The 25,056-nt window shown below is 41.7% G+C and carries 20 protein-coding genes; 8 read left to right on the top strand and 12 right to left on the bottom strand.

From position 1 onward, the window contains the following. Positions 1-90 precede the first annotated feature (90 nt). The 7 genes from pcnB (at position 91) to mdoH (ending at position 7,855) form a co-directional block, all read left to right on the top strand. Positions 91-1,377 (top strand): polynucleotide adenylyltransferase PcnB, encoded by a 1,287-nt coding sequence (gene pcnB / locus AAEU31_RS06330; RefSeq protein ID WP_235383261.1) that lies wholly within the window; start codon positions 91-93, stop codon positions 1,375-1,377. Between the two features lie 2 nt (positions 1,378-1,379). Beyond that, positions 1,380-1,868 (top strand): 2-amino-4-hydroxy-6-hydroxymethyldihydropteridine diphosphokinase, encoded by a 489-nt coding sequence (folK, locus tag AAEU31_RS06335; RefSeq protein ID WP_135925986.1) that lies wholly within the window; start codon positions 1,380-1,382, stop codon positions 1,866-1,868. Between the two features lie 29 nt (positions 1,869-1,897). After that, entirely contained in the window at positions 1,898-2,692 is a 795-nt protein-coding gene (gene panB / locus AAEU31_RS06340; RefSeq protein WP_138558378.1) for a 3-methyl-2-oxobutanoate hydroxymethyltransferase, read from the top strand. Further along, positions 2,693-3,544, top strand: coding sequence for a pantoate--beta-alanine ligase (gene panC, locus AAEU31_RS06345; RefSeq protein WP_135925988.1), 852 nt, complete (start codon positions 2,693-2,695; stop codon positions 3,542-3,544). 96 nt (positions 3,545-3,640) lie between these two features. Further along, positions 3,641-3,841, top strand: a complete 201-nt coding sequence (locus AAEU31_RS06350) for a hypothetical protein (protein ID WP_372799652.1) — start codon at positions 3,641-3,643, stop codon at positions 3,839-3,841. 341 nt (positions 3,842-4,182) lie between these two features. After that, a complete protein-coding gene (locus tag AAEU31_RS06355; RefSeq protein ID WP_421966799.1) occupies positions 4,183-5,901 on the top strand; it encodes an OpgD/OpgG family glucan biosynthesis protein in 1,719 nt (572 codons plus the stop codon). Continuing rightward, the gene (mdoH, locus tag AAEU31_RS06360; protein ID WP_421966800.1) at positions 5,873-7,855 is read left to right on the top strand and encodes a glucans biosynthesis glucosyltransferase MdoH; all 1,983 of its coding nucleotides are present in this window, start codon (positions 5,873-5,875) and stop codon (positions 7,853-7,855) included. Before AAEU31_RS06355 ends, mdoH begins: the two co-directional genes overlap by 29 nt. Positions 7,856-7,906: 51 nt before the next feature. Here mdoH and AAEU31_RS06365 read toward each other — a convergent pair whose 3' ends face one another. From AAEU31_RS06365 to AAEU31_RS06420, 12 genes are all read right to left on the bottom strand, one after another. Further along, a complete protein-coding gene (locus tag AAEU31_RS06365) occupies positions 7,907-8,875 on the bottom strand; it encodes a PstS family phosphate ABC transporter substrate-binding protein (RefSeq protein ID WP_138558380.1) in 969 nt (322 codons plus the stop codon). 91 nt (positions 8,876-8,966) lie between these two features. After that, entirely contained in the window at positions 8,967-10,298 is a 1,332-nt protein-coding gene (gene phoR, locus AAEU31_RS06370; protein WP_135925992.1) for a phosphate regulon sensor histidine kinase PhoR, read from the bottom strand. A gap of 56 nt (positions 10,299-10,354) precedes the next feature. Then, positions 10,355-11,044, bottom strand: a complete 690-nt coding sequence (phoB, locus tag AAEU31_RS06375) for a phosphate regulon transcriptional regulator PhoB (RefSeq protein ID WP_054551169.1) — start codon at positions 11,042-11,044, stop codon at positions 10,355-10,357. A 144-nt stretch (positions 11,045-11,188) separates the two neighbouring features. Beyond that, the gene (locus AAEU31_RS06380) at positions 11,189-12,139 is read right to left on the bottom strand and encodes a porin (protein ID WP_421966801.1); all 951 of its coding nucleotides are present in this window, start codon (positions 12,137-12,139) and stop codon (positions 11,189-11,191) included. 399 nt (positions 12,140-12,538) lie between these two features. After that, entirely contained in the window at positions 12,539-13,603 is a 1,065-nt protein-coding gene (gene fba / locus AAEU31_RS06385; RefSeq protein WP_421966802.1) for a class II fructose-bisphosphate aldolase, read from the bottom strand. Positions 13,604-13,801: 198 nt separating this feature from the next. Then, positions 13,802-14,977 carry a phosphoglycerate kinase gene (locus AAEU31_RS06390; RefSeq protein WP_135925995.1) on the bottom strand — a complete coding sequence of 392 codons (1,176 nt, stop codon included), beginning with the start codon at positions 14,975-14,977 and terminating at the stop codon, positions 13,802-13,804. Positions 14,978-15,019: 42 nt separating this feature from the next. Beyond that, complete coding sequence (epd, locus tag AAEU31_RS06395; RefSeq protein WP_135925996.1) at positions 15,020-16,036, bottom strand: erythrose-4-phosphate dehydrogenase; 1,017 nt, start codon at positions 16,034-16,036, stop codon at positions 15,020-15,022. A gap of 143 nt (positions 16,037-16,179) precedes the next feature. Beyond that, positions 16,180-16,641, bottom strand: a complete 462-nt coding sequence (locus AAEU31_RS06400) for a methyltransferase family protein (RefSeq protein WP_135925997.1) — start codon at positions 16,639-16,641, stop codon at positions 16,180-16,182. Beyond that, the gene (locus AAEU31_RS06405; protein ID WP_421966803.1) at positions 16,638-17,261 is read right to left on the bottom strand and encodes a 3'-5' exonuclease; all 624 of its coding nucleotides are present in this window, start codon (positions 17,259-17,261) and stop codon (positions 16,638-16,640) included. Before AAEU31_RS06405 ends, AAEU31_RS06400 begins: the two co-directional genes overlap by 4 nt. A gap of 8 nt (positions 17,262-17,269) precedes the next feature. Then, positions 17,270-19,108, bottom strand: coding sequence for a DUF294 nucleotidyltransferase-like domain-containing protein (locus tag AAEU31_RS06410; RefSeq protein ID WP_421966804.1), 1,839 nt, complete (start codon positions 19,106-19,108; stop codon positions 17,270-17,272). A gap of 119 nt (positions 19,109-19,227) precedes the next feature. Continuing rightward, entirely contained in the window at positions 19,228-20,952 is a 1,725-nt protein-coding gene (locus AAEU31_RS06415; RefSeq protein ID WP_421966805.1) for a sodium:solute symporter family protein, read from the bottom strand. Positions 20,953-20,962: 10 nt separating this feature from the next. Next, the gene (locus AAEU31_RS06420; protein WP_054551160.1) at positions 20,963-21,226 is read right to left on the bottom strand and encodes a DUF4212 domain-containing protein; all 264 of its coding nucleotides are present in this window, start codon (positions 21,224-21,226) and stop codon (positions 20,963-20,965) included. 386 nt (positions 21,227-21,612) lie between these two features. Here AAEU31_RS06420 and AAEU31_RS06425 point away from each other — a divergent pair, with 386 nt between their 5' ends. Then, positions 21,613-25,053 carry a PAS domain-containing hybrid sensor histidine kinase/response regulator gene (locus tag AAEU31_RS06425; protein ID WP_421966806.1) on the top strand — a complete coding sequence of 1,147 codons (3,441 nt, stop codon included), beginning with the start codon at positions 21,613-21,615 and terminating at the stop codon, positions 25,051-25,053. Positions 25,054-25,056: the final 3 nt, after the last annotated feature.

A 25,056-nucleotide genomic window follows, 5' to 3' on the forward strand; every position in this document is an offset into this window, starting at 1 on the left:
ATTTCCAAGCTTTTTCAATTTTGTCGGCAGATTATTGGCCCAAATGCCACGACATCCAGTAATGCTGTACAAACGAGCGAGTTACCTTTGGTGATCGAGCGCAGTGAACATGGTATTTCACGCAAACAATTTAGCCCAAATGCAATCAAAGTATTATACCGCCTTAAAGAAGGTGGGTTTGATGCCTATCTAGTAGGTGGTTGTATTCGAGATATATTGTTAGGCCAGCAACCAAAAGATTTTGATGTTGTAACTAATGCAACTCCAGAGCAAATTAAAAAACTCTTTCGTAATTGTAGACTAATCGGCCGTCGCTTTCGCCTAGCGCATATTGTGTTTGGTCGCGAAATCATCGAAGTTGCTACCATGCGTGGCCACCATGAAGCGGATGAAAGTAAAAATCAAATAAGCCAATCAAGCGAACACGGGCAACTCCTGCGCGATAATGTCTACGGCAGTATTGAAGAAGATGCTGAACGCCGTGACTTTTCAATTAATGCACTGTACTACTCGATTAACGACTTTTGCATTTATGATTACGCTAACGGTATCAGCGCAATTAAAGCGAAGCAAATCGAGCTGATTGGCGACCCAGAAACCCGCTACCGTGAAGACCCTGTGCGTATGTTACGCGCGGTTAGGTTTGCAACAAAGTTGGGCATGAGCATAGCGCCTGCCACAGAAAAACCCATTAAAGGCCTTGCTAATTTACTAGATCATATTCCGCCAGCGCGTTTATTTGAAGAGTCACTTAAACTGTTCTTAAACGGCAAAGCCGAAGAAAACTATTTAATGCTACGCCAATATGGATTATTCAAAGCGCTGTTTCCTGCGCTTGATAAAATCTTAGATGCTAACCCAGATGGCATTGAGCATGCGTTTATTCTGCAAATGTTTAAAAACACCGATAAGCGTATTAATGCCGATAAAAAAGTCACTCCGGCCTTTATTTTTGCCGCTATATTGTGGTTTCCACTACTTAATATTGCGAAGAAACTACAACAGCGCGACCAACTGTCAGAATACGATGCATTTGCGCAAGCAATGAATAAAGTACTCAGTGAGAACGCGCAACATGTTGCAGTACCAAAACGCTTTACATTAGGTGCTCGTGATATTTGGCATATTCAGCAACGTCTTGATAAACGAGGTGGTCAGCGCGCCTACAGGCTAACGCAACAGCCACGTTTTAAAGCAGCTTATGACTTCTTACTACTTCGAGTTCAAGCTGGCGAAGAGCAGCACGAAGAGCTGGCAACTTGGTGGACAACCTACCTAAGCCAAGACATCAACGGGCAAAAAGAAATGGTTAAAAACCTCGGCCATCAAGGTGGGCCGAAGCGTCGCCGCCGCCCTCGCAAGAAAAAAGCTGATTAAGTATGAACACGGTTTATTTAGGATTAGGCGCTAATTTAAATGCGCCACGTAAACAAATTCATGCGGCCGTTGAAGCGTTAAAAGCCTTAAAGGAAGTTGAGTTTGTCTGTGTCTCGCACGATTACGCAAGTAAACCTATGGGACCACAGGATCAACCTGACTATGTAAATGCCGTAGCCTGTGTTAAAACAGCATTACAACCTGAACAGCTACTTGATTTAACTCAAGCTATTGAACTTGAACATGGTCGAGTACGTAAAGAAGAACGCTGGGGTCCACGTACCCTTGATATAGATATTTTATTGTTCGCCAATGATGTGATCGACACCCCTCGTCTAACCGTGCCTCATTACGGCCTAACAGAGCGAGAATTTGTGGTGTATCCGCTACTTGAAATCGCGCCATCACTCATTTTACCGAACAATCAATCACTTGCTGATATAACAAAAACGTTGCCTTTAAACGGTTTACAACAACTCCCTCAGCAGTAATCAACCAAGGCAAAGCCTTAGAGGAAATTATGTCTAAAATCACCGTTTCAACTCTCAATAAAATGAAACAAGAACAACAAAAAATCACCGCATTAACAGCCTACGATGCCAGTTTTGCTAAATTGTTTCATGATAATGGCGTCGAGGTGATTTTAGTCGGTGACTCTTTAGGAATGGTATTGCAAGGTGGTGATGACACATTAGCAGTAACCAACAGTGAGATTGCTTATCATACACGCTGCGTACGTGCCGGTAGTCGTGAATTGTTTGTGATTGCTGACTTACCATTTATGACCTATGCCAACCCAACTGATGCGTGTAAAAATGCTGCAGAGCTAATGCGTGCAGGCGCTAATATGATCAAGCTTGAAGGCGGTGAGTGGCTGCATGACAGCATCAAGGCTATGACGCAACAAGGTATTCCAGTTTGCGGTCATTTGGGGTTAACACCGCAATCTGTCCATGTTTTTGGTGGCTTTAAAATTCAAGGCCGCGAGCAGTCTCAAGCTGATAAAATGGTCAGTGATGCAAAAGCCCTTGAAGCAGCCGGCGCGCAACTTATCGTATTAGAATGCATACCAAGTGAGCTTGCTAAGCGTATTACTGATGAACTAAGCATTCCAACCATTGGTATTGGTGCTGGCAATCAAACTGATGGACAAATTTTAGTAATGCACGACTTAGTTGGCATTTCAGCAGGCTATATTCCTAAGTTCTCAAAAAACTTTTTATTAGAGACAGGCAATATGCCAGCAGCAGTGCAAAAGTATTGTGAAGATGTAAAAAGTGGTGCTTTCCCAAGTGCCGAACACGAGTTTAAATAAATGCAATCAATCACTGAAATCAAATCGTTACGCAGCCAAGTAAAAGCATGGCGTCAAGCAGGCCTGAGCATTGCGCTTGTGCCAACCATGGGCAATTTACATCAAGGCCACTTTTCACTTGTTGAAAAAGCCAAAACACTGGCTGATAAAGTCGTTGTAAGTATTTTTGTAAACCCAATGCAGTTCGGTGCCAATGAAGACCTTGATAGCTACCCACGTACGTTGAACGAAGACAAGCAAGGTTTAGCAGATCTTGGTACTGACATTGTGTTTACCCCCTCTGTTGAGACTATTTATCCGAATGGTTTAGGCGAACAAAGTTTTGTCGATGTACCGGGTGTGTCTATGGGTTACTGTGGTGGCTCACGTCCTGGTCACTTCAAAGGTGTTGCGACGGTTGTTACTAAGTTATTCAATTTGGTTCAACCTGACTTTGCTTGTTTTGGTGAAAAAGATTTTCAGCAGCTACAAGTCATTAAAACCATGACGCGCGATTTATCTATTCCAGTTGAAATTATCGGCGTACCTACTTGTCGCGAAATATCAGGGCTTGCCATGAGCTCTCGTAATGGCTATTTATCTGATGAGCAAAAAGACACCGCAAAAGTGCTGTTTGCCACGCTAAATAATACAGCAACAGCACTCAAACAAGGTAACGCAGACATCGCAACACTTGAGGCTGATGCAAAAACTCAGCTCGAAATGGCAGGACTAAAACCTGACTATTATTCGATTGCAGAGCGCTCAACACTAAAACCAGCCACCGCGGCTGATAAACAACTTGTTATTTTAGCTGCCGCCTATTTAGGTACAGTGCGTTTAATTGACAATTTACAAGTTGAGCTGGATTAAATAGCAACAATCTGGGTAAGATGGATTGCAAAGAATAGACATAAACTAGGGATAAGCATGAAAAAACTACCAGCAATTGCAGCAACATTGTTTGCTATGACATTACTGTCTGCCTGCTCAAACAAAATTGACAATCCAGAAATGCAGCAATGTGCTCAGCAAAACTATCAATGCGAAGCAAGCTGTGAACAACAAAGCACGGCTGATGGCTTAGTTCATAAAGTCTGTAGCAACAAGTGCATTGAAGCTTACAACCAATGTAAAGCCAATGCAGAAAAATTAGGTGAAGTTAAATAAGCTGATTTTTCGAGGCACTGAAAACACCTTCAGTGCCTGCACACCCCTCCTCGATTACAATTTCGCTTTCACAATTAAGCCTATGGTAATTTTGTTCATATTTTTGTTCGTCCTTTAAGCTATTCATATTAGGGCAAGCTTTCGTTCATTAAACTTCTCCATATTGGTGACGAATAAACAACTGCAACCGTGTAATTGTTTCTCACTAATTTCAAATTTTTACCAACTCGCATTTACTGTACGAACTCAAAGCCATTGAGAATATTAGTTTTTATTTTGGGTTCAGTAATTGCTAAGAGATATGAATGAATTAACGTGATTTACGGCTAAAGGAAAATTGAATGAGACCAGAAACCCGAACTAAGCTCTTCAGCGCTGTCAAAAAGAAGACCTTCTTGGGCGTATTATTAGCCATGAGTGCAGGTACTAGTTACGCTATTGAAGACCCAGACCAGCCAAAAGCAACTGAAACAGAACAAACAGCCGTCAAGGTTCAAGCTACCGAAAATGAAAAACAGCAAGTAAAGGATAATACTGCTGTTGAGCTTAAGCCTGCAATGATCACGATTCCTCAAGAAAAGCTATTTGAAGTCATCAAGGCTCGCGCAAAAAAATTAGCGTCTGAACCGTATGCTGCACCAAAAGATTTAGAGCTTGAAGCATTAACAAGCATCGGCTATCAAGATTATCGTGCAATCCGTTTTCGTACTGATAAAGCAATTTGGAAAGATCAAAGCCTGTATGAAGTGCAGTTATTCCACCCAGGCTTTTTATACCGTTCACCGGTTGCTATTAATACTGTTGAGCAAAATGCTGAAGTAAAAAGTTTACCATTTAAAACAGATTACTATCGTTACGATGCAACCGCTGCACCATTAGAACAAGAGATCAGTAAAGCAATTGCAGATACACAACTTGGTCATGCAGGTTTTCGCTTGCATTTTCCACTCAATAATAATGAGTACAAAGACGAAGTTGCAGTATTCCAAGGCGCTTCTTATTTTCGTTTAGTTGGCCCGCATCAGGTATATGGTCTTTCAGCCCGCGGTCTTGCTATTGATACTGCCTTGAATTCAGGTGAAGAGTTCCCGGTGTTTAAAGAGTTTTGGTTAGTAAAACCAGCACCCGAAGATACCACTATCGTGCTTTATGCCCTATTAGACAGCCCATCAGTATCAGGTGCTTATCGCTTTGAATTAACACCTTCTACCAATACTGAAGTAAAAACCGAGATGCAGATCTTTGCTCGTAAAGACATTAAAAAACTTGGGATTGCCCCTTTAACAAGCATGTTCTATCACGGTGAAAACAGTACCAAGTTTTTTGATGATTACCGCCCAGAAGTGCATGACTCTGATGGTCTATTGATGCAATCAGAACAAGGTCAATGGGTTTGGCGTGCACTGAATAACCCAAAAAAATTAAGCGTTACTTCGTTTAGCTACGATAATCCAAAAGGCTTTGGTTTAGCACAACGAGACCGTGACTTTAATAACTACCTTGATACCGAGGCGCATTACCATAATCGTCCGAGCATATGGATTGAGCCACTTGGTGCGTGGGGTAAAGGTCGCGTTGAGTTAGTTGAGATCCCAACAGATACAGAAACCAACGACAATATTGTTAGCTATTGGGTGCCAGAGCAGCCAATGAAAGCCGGTGACAGCTTAAGCTTTAGTTACAAGCTTTCAACTTTCAATGCCACGCTGGCAACTCAAGATAAAGCGAGCGTGTTAAGAACCCGAATTGGCAGTGCAGCGCTACCAGGTGAGAAAAACCCACCACCGAAAAGCCATCGTCAATTTACCGTTGATTTTAGTGGTGAAAACATCAATCAACTTTCAGCTAATTTTGCCATGATGGCCGATTTAACCCTGTCATCAGGTCAAGTGAGCGATAAAACTGTGCAGCAGTTACCAAATAATCAAGGATGGCGCGTAGCCTTTAAAGTGGCGCCAGAGGGAGATAAGCCTGTAGATATGCGCTTATCGTTAAAACTACGTGACAAAGAAATCAGCGAGGTATGGAGCTATGTCTGGTATCCAAACGACGTCCAATAGTAAAGCATTAGAAGCAACAGCAATGCCGTTCAAAAAAACACGCGCTTGGCTTTTTTCGAGCCTAGCGCTCACCATTACCGCCTATGGCGTGTGGATCATGTTCGATATTTTAAATTCTAACGGCATGACACCGCTTGAGTACGCTTTACTGGCATTATTTACAGTCACCTTCGCGTGGATTGTTACAGCCTTTTGTAGTGGCTGTATGGGCTTCATCCTGCAATTATTTCGTATTGACCCGTTGACCTTAAAACGTCAAAAGCCAATCGAAATTAATCAGCACGCTTTAAGCCAAACTAAAACAGCCATTGTTATGCCTATCTACAATGAAGATACAGAACGTGTGATAGCTGGTTTTGAAGTTAGTCTTCGCTCGCTGGCAAAAACAGGGCAGATGCCACATTACGACTTTTACTTGCTTAGTGATACGCAAGACCCTGAAATTGCACGTAATGAACTTAAAGCATGGAATGCACTCACTAAACGCTTAGGTGATTTAGCAAAGCATACCTTTTATCGTCGCCGTGAAGACAATAAACACCGTAAAGTAGGTAACTTAACCGACTTTTGTGAACGTTGGGGTAGCCAATACGATCACATGATTGTGCTTGATGCTGATAGCATTATGACGGGTCAGTGTATGCTTGAGCTTACTGCTAGCATGATCAGTAATCCAAAATCAGGCTTAATCCAAACTATTCCAATTCCAGTTCGCCAAGACACTTTTTTTGGTCGCTTTTTACAGTTTGCCTCAATTTTATATAGCCCGATGCTAGCAACCGGTTCTGCTTTTTGGCAAACAAACCAAGCAAACTACTGGGGTCACAACGCCATTATTCGCGTTGAGGCATTCACTAAATGCTGCGGTCTGCCAGTTTTAAAAGGCAATGCCCCATTTGGTGGTGAAATTTTAAGTCATGACTTCGTCGAAGCTTCACTTCTTCATCGTAGTGGCTGGGATGTGTTACTGCTGAGCGATGTTGAAGGTAGTTACGAAGAAGTACCAAGTAATATTCTTGATTATGCGATTCGTGATAGACGTTGGGTGCAAGGTAATATCCAGCATTTAGGTTTATTGCCTAAATCTGGCCTTAAGCTAATGAGTAAAATGCACTTTTTATTTGGTGCCACAGCCTATATCTCATCGTTAATTTGGTTATCTATGCTGGCATTAAGTACCTTAGATGCGGTGACTCGTGCGCTGAATAGTGACGTGTATTTTAACCATGCTTATCAGCTTTTCCCTACTTGGCAAATTGCCAAAACAGATTTAATTGATTCGTTATTATTTATTACTGCCGTGCTGTTGTTACTGCCTAAATTAATGGGTGTTATTGTAACTTTAGTACACCGTAACAAAGCCTTTGGCGGCACCATGAAGCTTATTGCAGGTTCAGTCATCGAAACCATTTTTGCGATTGTGATTGCACCGCTAATGATGGTATTTCATAGCTATTTTGTAGTATGCGTATTTTTGGGTAAAAAAGTCAGTTGGGATGCACAGCCTCGTGAAGGCCGCATGGTGCCTTGGAAAGAAGCGATTGGTTATACGTTATTTTCGACTATTACCGCAATTATTTGGGGAGGTGTCGCTTACTACTTCACACCAACCTTCTTTTGGTGGTTATCACCTATTTTAGTGGGTCTTATTTTGGCTGCACCGATTGTACGCTACTCAAGTAGCATCGGCTTAGGTGTTAAAATGCGTAAAATGGGTTTATTTTTATGCCCAAGTGAAGTTGAAAACGATGAGACTTTAGCGGCACTTCGTATACACCAACAAGAAATTGGTTTACCAAAAGATGAACATGCTGACTTTAGTGTTCCTGCATTACCGAATGAATACCCTACGGTAATGCCAATTCAAAGCTTTAAGGCACCCTCGGGTAAAAAGCGTAAGCAAGTACGTATTGCTCAGCAACGTATCAAGGCAAAGTTATTTGCCAAAAGCTAAACGAAAAAAACCGCTCAATGAGCGGTTTTCTTAGCTATGTCTGTATGGTTGTTACAGAAGGCCTAGCTTTTTAAGTTCAGCCATTGCCATTTTGCCTGAAAGTGGCACATAACCATCTTTCTCAACAATTTTTTGACCATCTACAGATAACACCATTTTTAAGAACTCTGCATCAATTGGTGCAAGAGGCTTGTTAGGGTGCTTGTTCACGTAAACATATAAGAAACGAGATAGTGGGTATTTACCTGTTGCTACGTTTTCTAATGTTGCATCAACAAAGTTATCGCCTTTCTTAGCAAGTGGTACTGTACGTACACCTGATGTTTTATAACCGATACCTGAGTAACCAATCGCATTCACTGACGAAGAGATTGACTGTACTACAGATGCAGAACCTGGCTGTTCGTTTACGTTGTTACGGAAGTCACCTTTACAAAGTGCTTTTTTCTTAAAGTAACCGTAAGTACCCGATACTGAGTTACGACCGTAAAGCTGAATATCTTTTGCAGCCCAATCGCCTTCTAGACCAACATCGCTCCAGCGATTAACTTGAGCTTCTGCACCACATTTACGTGTAGAAGAGAAAATCGCGTCAACTTGGTCAATACGTAAACCTTTGATTGGATTGTCTTTGTGTACGAATACAGCAAGTGCATCGATTGCAACGCGTACTTCAGTTGGCTTATAGCCGTAACGTTTTTCGAATGCTTCAATTTCTTTTGACTTCATACGACGGCTCATAGGGCCGAAGTTTGCTGTACCTTCAGTTAATGCAGGTGGAGCCGTTGAAGAACCCGCTGCTTGAATTTGGATGTTCACGTTTGGATAGAAGCGTTTGTATTCTTCTGCCCAGAACGTCATCATGTTTGCAAGCGTGTCAGAACCTACAGATGAGAAGTTACCAGAGATACCACTTGTTTTTGTGTACTCAGGCATATCTTTATCTACTGCAGCTGCTTGTGCTGATACAAATGTTGTTACAGCCACACCCATTGCGGCAACGAGATTTTTGAATTTCATAGGGGTTACTCCGATTTGTTCGTCCCATTTCCTAACTGCGGTCTACTCTAATGACACTAGATGACAGTTAGATTACTCTAAAATGACATTTTTATGACTTTGCAGTTTTTTCAATTTTTTCTACTATCGATACGATTTTTTCATTACCAAATGCGAACGAAAAAGTTGAACCCTTTCCTAATTGACTGCGAATATCTAAACGGCTGTCATGACGTGTAAGTACATGTTTTGTAATAGCTAAACCTAAACCAGAACCACCAGTAGTGCGGCTACGAGCCTTGTCTACACGATAAAAACGTTCCGTTAAGCGGTTTATATGCTCAGCCGCAATGCCATCGCCATTATCGGTCACACTAAATAAAGCTTGGTCATTTTTACGCTGCCAATCAACCACAATTTTGCCGCCAGGCTTAGTGTAATGAATGGCATTAAAAACAAGGTTAGAAAAGGCACTACGCAATTCATCTTCAGCACCTTTTATATCGAGGCTGGCATCAATGTTAAAAATCAGTTCATGACCTTTATCTTGATTTAGTGACTGTGCCTCAGTTTGAATATAGGTAAGCAGCTGCGGTACATTGACAGGCTTGTCGTTATCTTGACGACGCGCCCCTTCAATCCGCGACAGCGACAGCAATTGATTAACCAAGCTGTCCATTCGCTTACATTGCTCGAGCATAGTCGTTTGCGCTTTGTGCCACATTGCAGGAGGTGGCAGGCTTTCTGAATCAAGCATTTCTAAGTAACCGGTTACCACCGTAAGCGGTGTTCTTAGCTCATGAGACACATTAGCCACAAAATCTTTTCGCATTTGTTCTAGTTGCTTTAAGCGCGTGACATCACGCACCACCATCATCAACTGCGAACTTGCATAAGGCATAACACGAAACTCTAGAGTTTGATCGTAGCTGTGGCCACCATCAAGCTCGAGCGGTTCATCGAAACAGGCTTTGTGCATATACTTAGCAAATTTGGGATCGCGAATAAGATTATCTAAGCGTTGGCCATGATCGGTCGGCCATTGTAGCCCTAACACTTTAAGTGCTAGCTGGTTACACCATATAATACTGAGATCTTTTTGTAGTACCACAACGGCATCAGGTACCGCTTCAGCACCATCTCGAAAACGGCGTATTAAATCTGCCAGTTCATTGCGTTTTTTACGGTTACGATGTTGTAAATGATAAATCCCTTCAAAGACTTGCTCCCACGCTCCCTCCCCTTCAGGTGGGTTAAAACTACGTTGATTAAGAAGCCAATCGCTGAGGCGATATAATTGATGATAATGCCAAATTAGAAGTGCAAAAGAGCCTAAAAATAAAAGCAAAAAAGGCGCACCTACAAGTACGCCAACTAATAACAAGGGTAAGAAATACATAAACAGGCGTTTTGCTAACGCCTGTTTATTCACTACTCGATACATACACTCACTTTACCTTAAGTATGTAAATTAGCTTGTTAAGGTCATTCCTATGACACTTATAATTTACTTGAAAAACGATAGCCTGCACCACGAACGGTTTGCACTAAACGGTCATGCCCCAATGGTGCAATCGCTTTACGTAGACGACGAATATGCACATCAACAGTACGGTCTTCTACGTATACATTTGTTCCCCATACATGATCAAGTAATTGTTCACGGCTGTAAACACGTTCAGGATGAGTCATGAAAAAATGCAGTAGTCTAAATTCTGTTGGTCCCATATCTAATTCACTACCTTCTGATGTTACACGGTGTGAAATTGGGTCAAGGCGTAAACCATGAACTTCAATAGCTTCTTCTAATGAAGTAGGTGAAACACGGCGAATAACCGCTTTAATACGCGCCATTAATTCTTTTGGTGAGAAAGGTTTTGTTACGTAGTCATCAGCACCTACTTCTAATCCGCGCACTTTGTCTTCTTCTTCACCGCGCGCTGTCAGCATTATGATAGGGATTTGACGAGTATATTCATTTTGCTTGAACTTTTTAGCGATTTGGATTCCGCTACCACCAGGTAACATCCAATCTAATAAAACCATATCTGGGTATGGCTCAACCATCGCTTCAATAGCAGAGTCATAATCTTCTGCTTCAATTGCTTGAAAACCATTTTGTTCTAAAACAAAAACCAGCATCTCTCTGATAGGCGCTTCGTCATCGACGACTAGTACTTTACGTGACATTCCAATTTATCTCTTACGTTAGCGAACTGGTTTCATTATTATGACTAAGTATGACATTTTTATGAAAGTCTAACGAGTAATTCAAAAACTTCAAAAAATCAGCGTAAAAATAAGCAATTTTAAGGAAAAAACAGCCTTTTCAGGCTAAAAATCATACCTTAAAGTGACTGCTAAATGATCTTCATCAGAATTATTATCTAGTGAAAATTGCGTATACCACATATACATACGTGCTTGTTTTGACAGGCTTCGCTCCACACCGACTGAGGTACCACTGCCTGAATCTTTGAGCTTACCAAAGTCACCATCAGAGTCTTGATATTGTGCGAGTAATTTATATTTATCAATTTTATAAGAGGCACTGACTAAAAAGCCATCTTCTTTGTTTGAACCCGATACTTTTTCACTTTGTTGATACATACCGCCTAAGGTTAGCTCACCTAATTTACCTTGCGCAGTAAACCGTGTTGTATCGTAACCTGCTACTTTACTGTCGTGGGCAACACTTACAAAATAAGGCGCTTTTTTAAACTTGCTATCACCATATGTTATCGCTGCAGAAATACCTGTTTCATCATTTTGTTTGGAGTTTTCTTCAGCAATATAGGTCACTACAAACTGCATATTACCAACTATTGGTGAGTTATAATGCAGCACATCACCAAGACGGTTTTCACCATTAAACAAAGCCTTAATATCACCATTAAAGTCATTCATTAAATCAACTTTGCCTTGTGCGACCTTCAACGCAGTATCATGACGGCCTATCACAATTTGCCCATAACTGCCTTGTAAACCTACATATTGATTACGTGCGGTAATATTCTCTTCAGTTTTACCATCGCTGTCTTGATCAGCGGCATTAACCGCAAATTCAAATTTATATACGGCTTTTAAACCATCACTTATATCACCACTACCTTTGATCCCCATTCGTGAGTTGTAGCTCTCTATGGAAGTTTCACTGCCATTTCCAGTGTCGCTGTTAGCAATCCCTAAATGAGCCCGTCCATATACATCTACTGCTTCGGCAGCACTATGAAAGGAAATAAAGCACATAGCAAAGCTCGACAACATCATGGCAGGTTTTTTCATGGTAGCGATCCTTAATTTAAGCAGTAACTTAAAAATCGAACATAAAGGGCTTTTGGTCAAGGCAAGGAGAGGATATTTCAAATAAAAATCACGGATCACTGATCTACCAACTAAATCAGATCAGGATCAGGTTTTTACTAAGTTGATCAATCACAGATCAGTTTTTTACTTAGAGAGTACGCTAACTTGTTGATTTAATGTTAGGGCAATCAGCCCATTGTTTAAAAGGTGAACAAAGAAAAGCCCCTGATCAGTCTACAACTAGTAAAATAATGATCCGTGAAAGCCAGGGTTAGTAAAACACTGATCCTGAGGTGCATGAGTAAGTAAACCGATGATCCGTCTTGATCAAGGCAATAAAAAACCGGCACAAAACCGGCTTTTTCAACTTATTATCAATTACTTGATTTGTGGATCAAGTTCACCCGATAAGTATTTAAGGTGCATATCATCTAAAGAGATAGGCTTGATCTTCGCCGCTTGACCCGCAGTACCAAAGGCTTCGTAACGAGCAACACAGATCTCAGTCATTGCTTTCGTTGCTTCTGCTAAGTATTTACGTGGATCGAAGTTAGCTGGGTTTAAAGCTAAGTGACGACGAATTGCACCTGTTGATGCTAAACGAAGATCGGTATCGATATTTACTTTACGAACACCGTACTTAATACCTTCGATGATCTGCTCTAATGGCACACCATAAGTCTCAGGGATTTCACCACCGTATTGGTTGATCACTTCTAACCACTCTTGTGGCACTGAAGACGAACCATGCATTACTAAGTGAGTGTTAGGAATACGGGCATGGATCTCTTTGATGCGATCAATCGCTAAGATATCGTCTGTTGGTGGACGAGTGAATTTGTACGCACCATGTGATGTACCACAAGCGATAGCCAGTGCATCCACTTTCGTTTTACGAACGAAGTCAGCCGCTTCTTCTGGATCTGTTAGCATTTGATCCGTAGACAGTTTACCTTCTGCACCAACGCCATCTTCTTCACCTGCTTCACCTGTTTCAAGTGAACCTAAAACACCTAACTCGCCTTCAACAGACACACCACAAGCATGCGCCATTTCAACTGTTTGACGTGTTACATCAACATTATATTCGTAGCTTGAAGGGGTTTTACCATCAGACATTAATGAGCCATCCATCATTACTGATGAAAAGCCTAATTGGATTGAACGCTGACATACACCCGGTGATGTACCGTGGTCTTGATGCATTACAACTGGGATATGTGGCCATTCTTCAACGGCAGCTAAAATCATATGACGAATAAAAGGGGCACCGGCATAGGCACGAGCGCCTGCAGAACCTTGTACAATTACTGGGCTGTTTGTTTTGTCAGCCGCTTCCATAATTGCACGCATTTGCTCTTGGTTATTAACGTTAAACGCAGGTACGCCATAACCATTTTCAGCTGCATGATCAAGAAGTTGTCGCATACTGATTAAAGCCATTTGGTATTCTCCAAATTGTATCGACAGTAGTTACCTACCATCTAGTTTGAACGGATATAAGTTATTTTTTGATGCATCACTGCATCGCGAGAAGCTGTCGCCTACCGTAATAGCTGTAAATAAAATGAGGGTGAGAGGTATTTTATAAACAGCTAAACCAGCGTAATTACTTAACAACTACGCTGGCTTTCGCACTAATTACTTAGCACGTTCTTCAAGCATAGCAACTGCTGGTAGTTTTTTCCCTTCTAAAAATTCAAGGAAAGCACCGCCACCGGTTGAAATGTAAGAAACTTTATCGGCAATGCCGTATTTATCAATCGCTGCAAGCGTATCACCGCCACCAGCAATCGAGAATGCATTTGAGTTAGCAATCGCATCTGCAATAGCACGTGTGCCGTTACCGAATTGATCAAATTCAAATACACCAACTGGACCATTCCATACAACGGTACCCGCATTAGCAATAATTTTTGCTAATTGGTTTGCTGTATCAGGGCCAATATCAAAAATCATGTCTTCATCTGTTACTTCAGTCACATCTTTTAGTGTCGCTACTGCAGATTCAGAGAATTCATTACCTACAACAACATCTGTTGGTACAGGAATTTCGCCATTATTCGCTTTTGCAGCTGCACTTAATTTGTTTGCTTCATCGATTAAATCAGCTTCATATAAAGACTTGCCTACTGGGTGCCCTGCTGCCGCGATGAAGGTATTAGCAATACCACCACCCGTTACAAGTTGATCAACCACTTTAGATAGCGAATCAAGTACAGTTAACTTAGTCGATACTTTAGAGCCACCAACGATAGCCACTAAAGGACGAGCTGGGTTATCAAGCGCTTTACCTAGTGCGTCTAGCTCGGCCGCAAGAAGTGGACCTGCACATGCAACATCAGCAAATAAGCCCACACCGTGAGTCGATGCTTGTGCACGGTGAGCCGTACCAAATGCATCCATTACGTAAACATCACATAATGCAGCTAATTTTTTAGACAGTGTTTCGTCGTTTTTCTTTTCGCCAACGTTAAAACGAACGTTTTCAAAAACAACCACTTCGTTGTCTGCTACATCAACGCCATCAAGGTAATCTTTTTCAAGACGAACAGTTTGCTCAAGAGCATTATTTAAATAATCAACAACAGGGGCGAGTGAAAACGCTTCATCATATTCCCCTTCCGTAGGGCGGCCAAGGTGTGACATCACCATTACTTTAGCGCCTTTTTCTAACGCTAATTTAATAGTTGGTAATGCTGCACGAATACGTGCATCAGAGGTCACTTTACCTTCTTTTACAGGCACATTTAAATCTTCACGAATTAACACGCGTTTGCCGTTTAAATCTAAATCTGCCATTTTAATGACCGACATGGACTTCTCCTTAGTTAACGATACTAATATTATATTTATACATTATTGGCTTACAGCCATCATCGCACGCGCAGTGTCGAGCATACGATTAGCAAAGCCCCACTCATTATCGCACCACACTAACAACTTTATCAGTCGTTTATGACTAACACGTGTCTGAGTGCCATCTATGATACAAGAATGTGGGTCATGATTAAAATCTACCGATACCAATGGCTCTTCTGTGTAGCTTAAAATACCTTCAAGACGGTCTTTTGCTGCTAACTTCAGTGCTTGATTGACAGTCGCTAAATTCACATCGGTATTCACTGTTACACTTAAATCCATCGCCGTCACATTGATAGTTGGTACCCTAACAGCAATAGCTTCAAAGCGACTATGAAACTTAGGCAAAATGCGCTCAATACCACGTGCAAGCTTTGTATCTACCGGAATAATAGACTGGCTTGCAGCGCGAGTACGACGCAAATCATGATGATACGCATCAATCACTTGTTGATCATGCATCGAGGCATGAATCGTCGTAATGGCCCCAGATTCAATCGAAAATGCGTCATCTAACACTTTAATCACTGGCACAATACAGTTTGTGGTACATGAACCATTTGAAACAATCGTATGTTCTGCTTTTAGCTCATCATCGTTAATACCATACACAATTGTGGCATCAACATCAGCATCTGCTGGCTGTGAAAACAATACTTTTTTTGCGCCCGCAGCTAAGTGTAGCTCTGCATGTTCACGTGAGTGATACACCCCAGTACATTCAAGAACCACATCAACATCTAGTGTTTGCCAAGGCAGTTCTGCAGGGTTTTCTTCTGCAAATAAGGCTATAGAGTCGTTAGCAACCGTTAAAGTATCTTCGCCAAGATTAACAGGGAATGAAAAGCGGCCATGAGATGTATCGTATTTAAGGAGATGGGCAATGCCCTTTGGGTCGGCTAATTCGTTAATAGCGACAATTTTGATTTGATCTTCAAGCCCAGATTCATACAGGGCACGGACGATATTGCGCCCGATTCGACCAAAACCATTAATTGCAAGTTTGATTGCCATGAAGAAGAAAATCCACTCTATTTGCTTGCAGATAAAGGCAGCTGCCTTTTAGATGGCGGTATTGTAATCGACCTGAAGAGTTTTTATAAGAGGGCAAGGTAAATAAATCTGCGTTAGCAACCTCAGTCTCTTTCTTTAACCCTTTATAACCAGCGACGAACAGATTTTTTGTATTGCTGGTATGCTAATCCAAACTTCTCTGCCATAAACGTTTCTTCTGGCATAATTTGAAATCGATTCATATAAAGAATAAATATCGGCAGCATAATAAAACTCGCAATATTACCAAGATAGATTCCCCAACCAACTAGCATTAATAACATACCTACATACATTGGGTTACGGCTAAATTGATAAACACCACTGGTAACAAGACTTGCTGACTGTTCTGGAATTCGAGGATCAACGGTCGTGCCTTGCTTGCGAAATTGATAAACACCTAATAAAGCAAACACCACACCTGAAAATGCAATGAGTAGTGCTACAAAAGATGATGCAAAAAACGAGAAGCTAAAACTCGTAAACAACTCTGCTGTGCCCCACATCATCAACGCAATGATCAAAACCAGCGCAACTGGGGGCACCTTTAATTCTAACTGATTCACATAAGCTCCCCTACTTTCAATGCCTTACCACGACTAATTTGATGACACTGTGCTAAGAATAACTCGGCTGTTGCCATCGCATCAGTGAGGGCATGGTGCGAGCTGTAATGCGGTAAGTTGTAGCGCTTGCGGCATTCGCTAAGTGTTAAATCATCGTGGCCAATTTCGTGGCCTTGCTGGTGCAGGCGTTTTTTTTCAATAACGAAGGTATCAAGAATTAAACGCGCTTTTGCATCTAAACCAAGCGTTCTGCACGCCTGTTTTAAGAACCCCCAATCAAGTGCCGCGTTATGAAACACTAGAATGCACTCACCAAAATGCTGATGCAGCTTACCAAGAATGGTTTCGAGGCTCTCACCTGCAGCGATATCATGTTTAGCGATACCGTGATAAATCGGGCTTTGCTCTAAGCTTTGCACGTCTTTATTTATTAAGTGCTGCGCACCACTGAGTTTAATACATTGTTCTTCTATCATTACCCACGCCACCGAGACAATTTCGTGCTGGCGAGGGTCAAGTCCCGTTAATTCCATGTCTATCACTACATAGCGCTCTTTATAGGCATCAGCTGCCAAGAGTTGCTTTCGCGCTAAATACCGACTTAACCAGCGTTTAACCATACCCTCTCCTATAAACTACCGCGAGCAAACTTAAATGCGGCGGCTTGCTGCGCTTGCTTAACCAAATAAAATGCTTCTTTTAATTGATGTCGCTCCAATGAATTCAACGCATTTGGGTTAATGCAGTTGCTAGGCAGTCCTTCTTCGTTAATTTGCGTGCCTAAACGCAGTTGAGTTAAAAAGCGCCAACAGTCTTTTAAGTTATATAGGTCATCTTTATTGAGTAGCGAAAATTTCATTAACGCGTCTATGCGCTCTTGGGTATTAGCGCGCTGAATACCCGCTTTGAGGGAATATAAACGCACTATGTCGTTAATGATCACCACACCGCGTTTTTTTAAGTCGAGATATTTATGCTGTTTATCGTCTTTTTCTAATTTGAACTGATTGAACAAACCAATGGGCACTGGAGTATTTTTAATGTCGCTCGCCATAGCCGCATAGAACAAGTCATTTTTAGAAATGCGTTTTAGCTGCTCACAAAAGCGTGCATATAAGGTAGTGGAACCTTCTATAAAACGTAAGTCAAAAAATATCTTACAATTGAGCATCGCCTCAGGTGTCGGTGAGGTGATCCACTTATGAAACTTTTCTGTCCAAGCATTAATGCCCATTCGACACTCTGCATTGCTCGCCATGATATTGCCAGGACAACGTTTTATGCCGCACTCAATTAAATGCTCACAGACATACTCGCCCATACGCTTAAAGTAATCTTGTTGTTCGTCTGTTAAATCATCAGGTAGTAACAAGCCATTATCTTGGTCTGAATGCAATGTTTGCTCTTCCCTTGCTTGTGAACCAAAACAAATAAAACTAAAGCTGGTTGGTGCCGCGCCATTATCTTCTTGGAACAAACGGATTAACCGCGAAGTCAGTGCATCGGTTAAGCCACTTAATAATTTACCAATCAAGGAGATGTCATCAATATTGTTTGAAAAGCCTTTTAACAAGCCGGGTATCTCTTGCGAATAACGCTTTAAATCTACCACGCTATGCGCTTTATAAATTCGTCCAATCAATTGCACTGGATCGCTTTTTTGCTGACGCAGCAAATCTGTGCTGGTGAGCATACCAAGCGGTTTGTGATGTTCATCAAGTACAGGTAAATGGTGAATATTGTGCTTAAGCATTAAGTGCAATGCCGAAAACACGCGATTATTTTCAAAAATAAACTTGGGCTTACAGGTCATGATGCTACTTACTGACTCTTGAGGGTCAACCTCATCGGCCAATACGCGATTGCGTAAGTCTCTGTCGGTGACGACCCCTACGAGGCGATCATGTTCAGTTAGCATAATCGACGAAACACCATGCTGTTTCATTTTTTTAGCGGTTTGACGAATACTTGCCTCTGGCGCCAAAGTGACCGCTTTGCGATTCATCAATTCGCAAATTTTTTTCTCCGACCAACTGTCGTTTTGACTTTTATAATGAGACGACAATAAACGATTTTTATGGGCGCGAACAAAGTATTGCTCAAACACCTTGTACTCTCGGCGTAAGTAATCAAATGCCGCTTGGTTTAGCATGTAAACAATGCCTTCCTTTTGCACTGCAATGCTATTTTGAATCGCTTCGCCAGTTAACAGTGAAGGAAAACCAAAGTAATCGCCACTTGATAACTTAGTGATCACATCGCCTTTTGGGTCGACTAAGTCGTAGTCGCCAGAGCGAATTAAAAATAACCGTAAATTATCAGAGCTTAACCACTGATTTTGATTCTCTCGGGTCAGATAAATAATATCGAGATGATTAACAAAATACTCGCATGCAGCGCTATCTAGCTGATTAAACGGCGTTTGTTGCATCACAAATTGGGCGACTTCCTGTTGCTCGGTATTCATGGTCATTCTCGCTATAAAATAGAGACAATATCTACACTACCCCTGTTTTAAATAAATAAAAAGCCCGACTTAAGTCGGGCTTTTGATCTTCAAGAGTGTGTTCTCATAAAATGGTTTTATTAGTGCGCGTGTGCTGCGCTAGAACCTTTAGGGTTACGGATACCTTCAACCATTTCTTGGATTTCAACTGGTGTTTCAGCCGTTAGTTTAAGTACGATAGCTGCAACTACAAAGTTAACAATCATACCAATAAGACCGATACCCTCAGGTGAAATACCAAATAACCAGTTTGCAGGTGCATTCAATTCAGGGCTTACGAACTTGAAGTAGATAATATAAGCCGCTGTGAATGTAATACCTGTCACCATACCCGCAATCGCACCTTCTTTATTCATCTTCTTAGAGAAGATACCCATAATGATGGCTGGGAAGAAGCTCGCCGCTGCTAAGCCGAAGGCAAAGGCAACAACCGAGGCCACGAATCCAGGCGGGTTAATACCAAAGTAAGCTGAAATCACAATCGCTATCATCGCTGCTAAGCGCGCAGCAAGTAGCTCTTGTTTATCACTAATATCTGGTTTTAAGGTACGTTTTAATAAATCGTGCGAAACCGAGGTCGAGATCACCAATAGTAAGCCTGCTGTTGTTGATAGCGCTGCTGCGATACCACCTGCTGCTACTAATGCAATCACCCATGCTGGTAAGTCTGCAATCTCAGGGTTTGCAAGTACCATGATGTCGCGGTCAACTTTAACTTCGTTTGCGCTGTTTGGATCATCAATCTTACCTGCTGAGTAGAACATTTTGCCGTCACCATTTTTATCGTTAAAGGTGATTAGGCCTGTTCTTTCCCAGTTTTTAACCCATGCAGGTGCTTCTGCATACTCTGTACCGCTACCGTCTTTACCATTAATTGTATCAATCATGTTTACACGAGCGAATGACGCTACAGCAGGTGCTGTTGTATAAACGATTGCAATGAAAACAAGTGTCCATGCAGCTGAGATACGCGTGTCTTTAACACGAGGAACAGTGAAGAAACGAACGATTACGTGCGGTAAACCTGCAGTACCAACCATTAACGCACCTGTGATTGCGAATACATCAATCATGCTCTTCGAGCCTTCGGTGTATTGCGCAAAGCCAAGTTCAGTACTGAGCCCATCTAGTTTATCAAGTACAAACTGTCCTGAGCCATCGCTAAGCGTTGCACCAAAACCTGTTTGTGGAAAGAAGTGACCTGTCATCATCATTGAAATGAAGATTGCTGGAACAAGGTAAGCAAATACAAGTACACAGTACTGAGCTACTTGCGTGTAAGTAATCCCCTTCATACCGCCAAGTACAGCGTAGAAGAATACAATCACCATACCAATGTAAACACCGGTCTCAATATCCACTTCTAAGAAGCGAGAGAAAACCACACCTACACCACGCATTTGACCTGCGATGTATGTGAAACAGATAAAGATCGCACATAAAATCGCAACAACGCGTGCAGTTTGTGAGTAATAACGGTCGCCGATAAAATCTGGCACTGTGAACTTACCAAATTTACGCAGGTAAGGTGCTAAACATAACGCAAGTAGTACATAACCACCTGTCCAACCCATTAGATATACACCACCGTCATAACCCGCAAACGAGATAATACCCGCCATTGAGATAAACGATGCCGCACTCATCCAGTCAGCAGCAGTTGCCATACCATTTGCCAGCGGCGGTACACCACCACCTGCAACATAGAATTCATTTGTTGACCCCGCACGGGCCCAGATTGCGATGCCGATATAAAGCGCAAAGCTTAAACCGACGATAATAAACGTGAGTGTTTGAACATCCATTGCTTAGCTCCTATTCGTCTACGCCGTATTTTTTATCTAACGTATTCATTTTGAAAACGTAAACAAAAATCAAAGCTACAAAGGTGTAAATAGCGCCTTGCTGGGAGAACCAGAAGCCGAGTTTAAACCCAAAGAAACGTATCTCATTGAGTACGTCTACTAGTAAAATGCCAAAACCAAATGAAACGACAAACCAAATTGCTAATAGTTTAAATAGCAGTGCGAGGTTTTCCGCCCAATAAGCTTTTGCTTGTTCTTCATCTTTAAAAGCCATTTTTATCCCCTTATGCATTACAAAAAAGTAATGAGTGGTATTAGTTGTCATTAACTAAGTTAGCAAGGGTTCTGATTTATGGAATTGAGACCATAGTCGTAACAGTCAGCTTACGTTTACGTAAACTGTAAAACACTATTTGTTAATGAATGGTAAAAAACAATAATTAACAACAACTTAACCTATAAAGATAAATTTGCGAAATAGCGAAAATAGTAAAAACGAATGATCTGCGACATTAGTCTAATAACCGTGCATAAAACAGAACTATCCATTTATTATCAACAACTTGCTTTTTATTAATTTTTATTGCAAAAAATCTAGCCATCGAAATCACGCATAATTCTGGTAAGGTAGTGTTATTACAATAATTACTGAATTTAAACATGACAGCTGCGCTTTTATTTGTTGCACTCGCCTACATTGGCGTGTTGTTTTGGTTGGCAAATTGGGGGGACAAAACCACTCCTCTTGCAAAAAGAATTAGTCACCATCCATTTGTTTATTCTTTTTCATTAGGCATTTACTGTACGTCTTGGACTTACTACGGTTCAGTCGGAACAGCCGCTACTAACAGTTGGAATTACTTACCGATTTTAATTGGCCCTGCGTTGCTATTTTTCTTTGGCCAAGGTTTTTTGCGCAAATTAGTTTTGGTGAGTAAAAAGCAAAATATCACCACGATTGCCGACTTTATTTCAGCGCGCTACGGTAAACGACAAACTACCGCCATTATGGTGACAATTATCGCTTTATTAGCGACGATTCCTTACATTGCTCTGCAATTAAAAGCTCTCAGTGGTAGTTTCTTATTACTACAAAACGATAGCCGTATTTCAGGCTCTATGTTGGCGTTATCTGCAACCTTAATCATGGCAATGTTTGCGATATTCTTTGGCACCCGCAAAGTGGATGTTACCGAATATCGCTCAGGGCTGATGCTCGCTGTTGCTTTTGAATCTATGGTGAAGTTACTAGCTTTAGTCGCTGTGGCAGGACTTGCACTATACACTTTGTTTAACCTCAGTGAGGTACAAGCAGAGCAATTAACAGGTTCAGTTTGGCAGCATTGGCATAATTTTGACTTTTTTAGCTTCAACTTTATCGGCCAATCAATGATGGCGGCAGCAGCGATTATCTGTTTACCAAGGCAGTTCCATGTCACCGTGGTTGATAACCAAGATAAACGCCATCTTTTTACTGCACGTTGGGCGTTCCCGTTGTATTTACTGCTAACTGCGGCAATGATTTTTCCTATTGCAACTGCCGCTATTCACCCTGGTATTGGTAGTGGATTTTCGCCCGACAGCTTTGTATTAGCCCTACCACTGATCCATGAAAATGCCTTCTTAACGACTTTTGTATTTATTGGTGGTCTATCAGCAGCCACGGCAATGATTGTAGTGGCTACACTCACCCTCAGCACCATGATCTCAAACGATGTGGTACTAGCGTTAATGCTACGCCGTAAGTTTAAACGTAACCTCATTACCAGCAGCTATAAATCACAAATTTTATTAGTGAGGCGCTTCACCATTGCCGGTATTTTGATTTTGTCGTATTTCTACCAGCAATGGTTTGGTCATGGTAAAGCACTGGCAAGTATGGGGTTGGTGGCTTTTTCTTTGGTGTCGCAATTACTCCCAGCCATTGTTGGCGGCTTATACTGGCGAAAAGGCCACGCTTATGGCGTTTATGCCGGATTATTAGCAGGCTTCATTTGTTGGGTATTATTCTTAATGTTACCTATTTTAGATGCGGGTAATAGCCTAAATACGGAGCTGCAACAAACACTTATTACACGTGGCACCCTAATCGCCTTGTTTGCCAATATTGGCTGTTATATTAGTTTTTCGCTCGGTGCAGATGAGCGTTTAATTGATAAGATTCAGGCTGCAGCCTTTGTTAACCCTAAAGAGCAAGCTGTATTTGCCAGACGCTTAAATAAAAACGTTAAAGCCACCGTTTACGACTTTAAAGTGCTGCTACAAACCTTTTTAGGCGTTCAACGCTCGCAACAAGTACTGGCTCACTTTGCGTTGTCACATAACTTGGATGACAACAACGCACATCCAGATCCTGAGTTTATCGCTTATTGTGAGCGAGCCTTAACCGGTGTGCTAGGCGCATCTTCAGCACAAGCGCTGATCCACACGGTTGCCTCTGGTAAACGCATGGCATTTGAAGAAGTGGTTAACTTTTTTGATGAAACCACACAAGCACTGCAATTTAATCAAAATTTACTTTTCACATCCCTTGAGAACCTCAGTCATGGTATTTCGGTTGTTGATAAAGAGCTAAATTTGGTTGCTTGGAATAAACGCTATGCCGAAATGTTTAACTACCCTGATGAGTTTCTGGAGGTTGGCCAACCTATTGAAGAAGTGATCCGCTATAACGCAGAGCGCGGTGAATGTGGTCCGGGTGAGGTTGAACGTCATGTAGAAAAGCGTGTACAGCATCTTAAAAACGGCACACCTCATCACTTTATTCGCCACCGCCGAAATGGCCAAGTATTTGAAATGATAGGTAACCCATTACCTGATGGCGGCTTTGTGACAAGCTTCTCTGATATTACTGTGCATATCGAAACGCAAAACGCCCTCGAAGAAGTAAACATGGATCTTGAAAACCGCATCGAAGCGCGTACCCAAGAAATACGCACCATAAATAGAGATTTACAAGCGCAAATTGATAGCCGAGTACAAACTGAGCAAGCACTTACTTTAGCGAAAAAAGAGGCTGAGCAAGCCAACGATAGTAAAACGCGATTTTTAGCCTTAGCAAGCCACGATATTTTACAACCGCTGAATGCGGCGCGCCTTTACCTTGCTGCCATCGATGATAAAACCCTTTCGAGCAACAACTTAAACAACTTTGAAAAGCTTGGCGCAAGTTTAGATTCAACCGTACATTTAATGTCGGCACTGTTAGAAATTGCCAAGCTAGAGCAAGGGGCAATGAGCCCAACGCCACGTCATTTTAGTATTGATGACATACTTGCACCGCTAAAAAATGAATACGCCATTATGTCGAGTGAAAAAGGCTTAAAGCTTACAGTGCGTTCAAAAGGGACAATCGTACACAGCGATATCACCTATTTACGACGAATTATTCAAAACTTGGTGTCAAATGCGGTTAAGTACACCGAAAGCGGCCGAGTTTTAATTGCGTGTCGCAAACGCAAACACCATTTACGTATTGAAGTGTGGGACACAGGCCCGGGTATAAGTGAAGTGGAGCAAGCAAAAATATTTAATGATTTCTACCGTATTGAAGCGGGCGATAACAAAGGGGTTGGACTTGGTTTAGGGGTAGTAAAACGGATGGTCGACTTGCTTTCGCTACGTATGGATGTCACTTCAACGCCCGGCAAAGGTAGCCGCTTTAGTATTGAAGTGCCATATGGTGAAAGCCAGTTTATTCAACAAAAAGACACGCCTAAAAAAGGCGTTGAAAATCGCAGTGCAATGAACATTATTGCGGTTGATGATGATCCGGAGAATTTAAATGCTATGGCAAGTCTGTTGCAAAAATGGCAAGCCAATTATCAGCTCTTTGATCAAGTTGAAACTGTCATGGCCTATGCTAAAGACCACGGCGCACCTGATGTGATCTTAATGGATTATCAGCTTGGCCATGATTGCGATGGTATCACGCTAATTAAAACATTAAGAGAAATTTGGCAAAGCCCAGTACCGGCAATTTTAATCACAGCAGTACGTGATGAAGCGCTAAAACAACAAACCAAAGCTGAGCAAATTCATTACCTTAGCAAACCCGTTAAGCCCGCTAAACTCAAAGCCCTGCTTAACCACAGCACTTAACAC

The organism is Pseudoalteromonas thalassia (genome assembly GCF_049257215.1).
Classification (GTDB): Bacteria; Pseudomonadota; Gammaproteobacteria; order Enterobacterales; family Alteromonadaceae; genus Pseudoalteromonas; species Pseudoalteromonas lipolytica_C.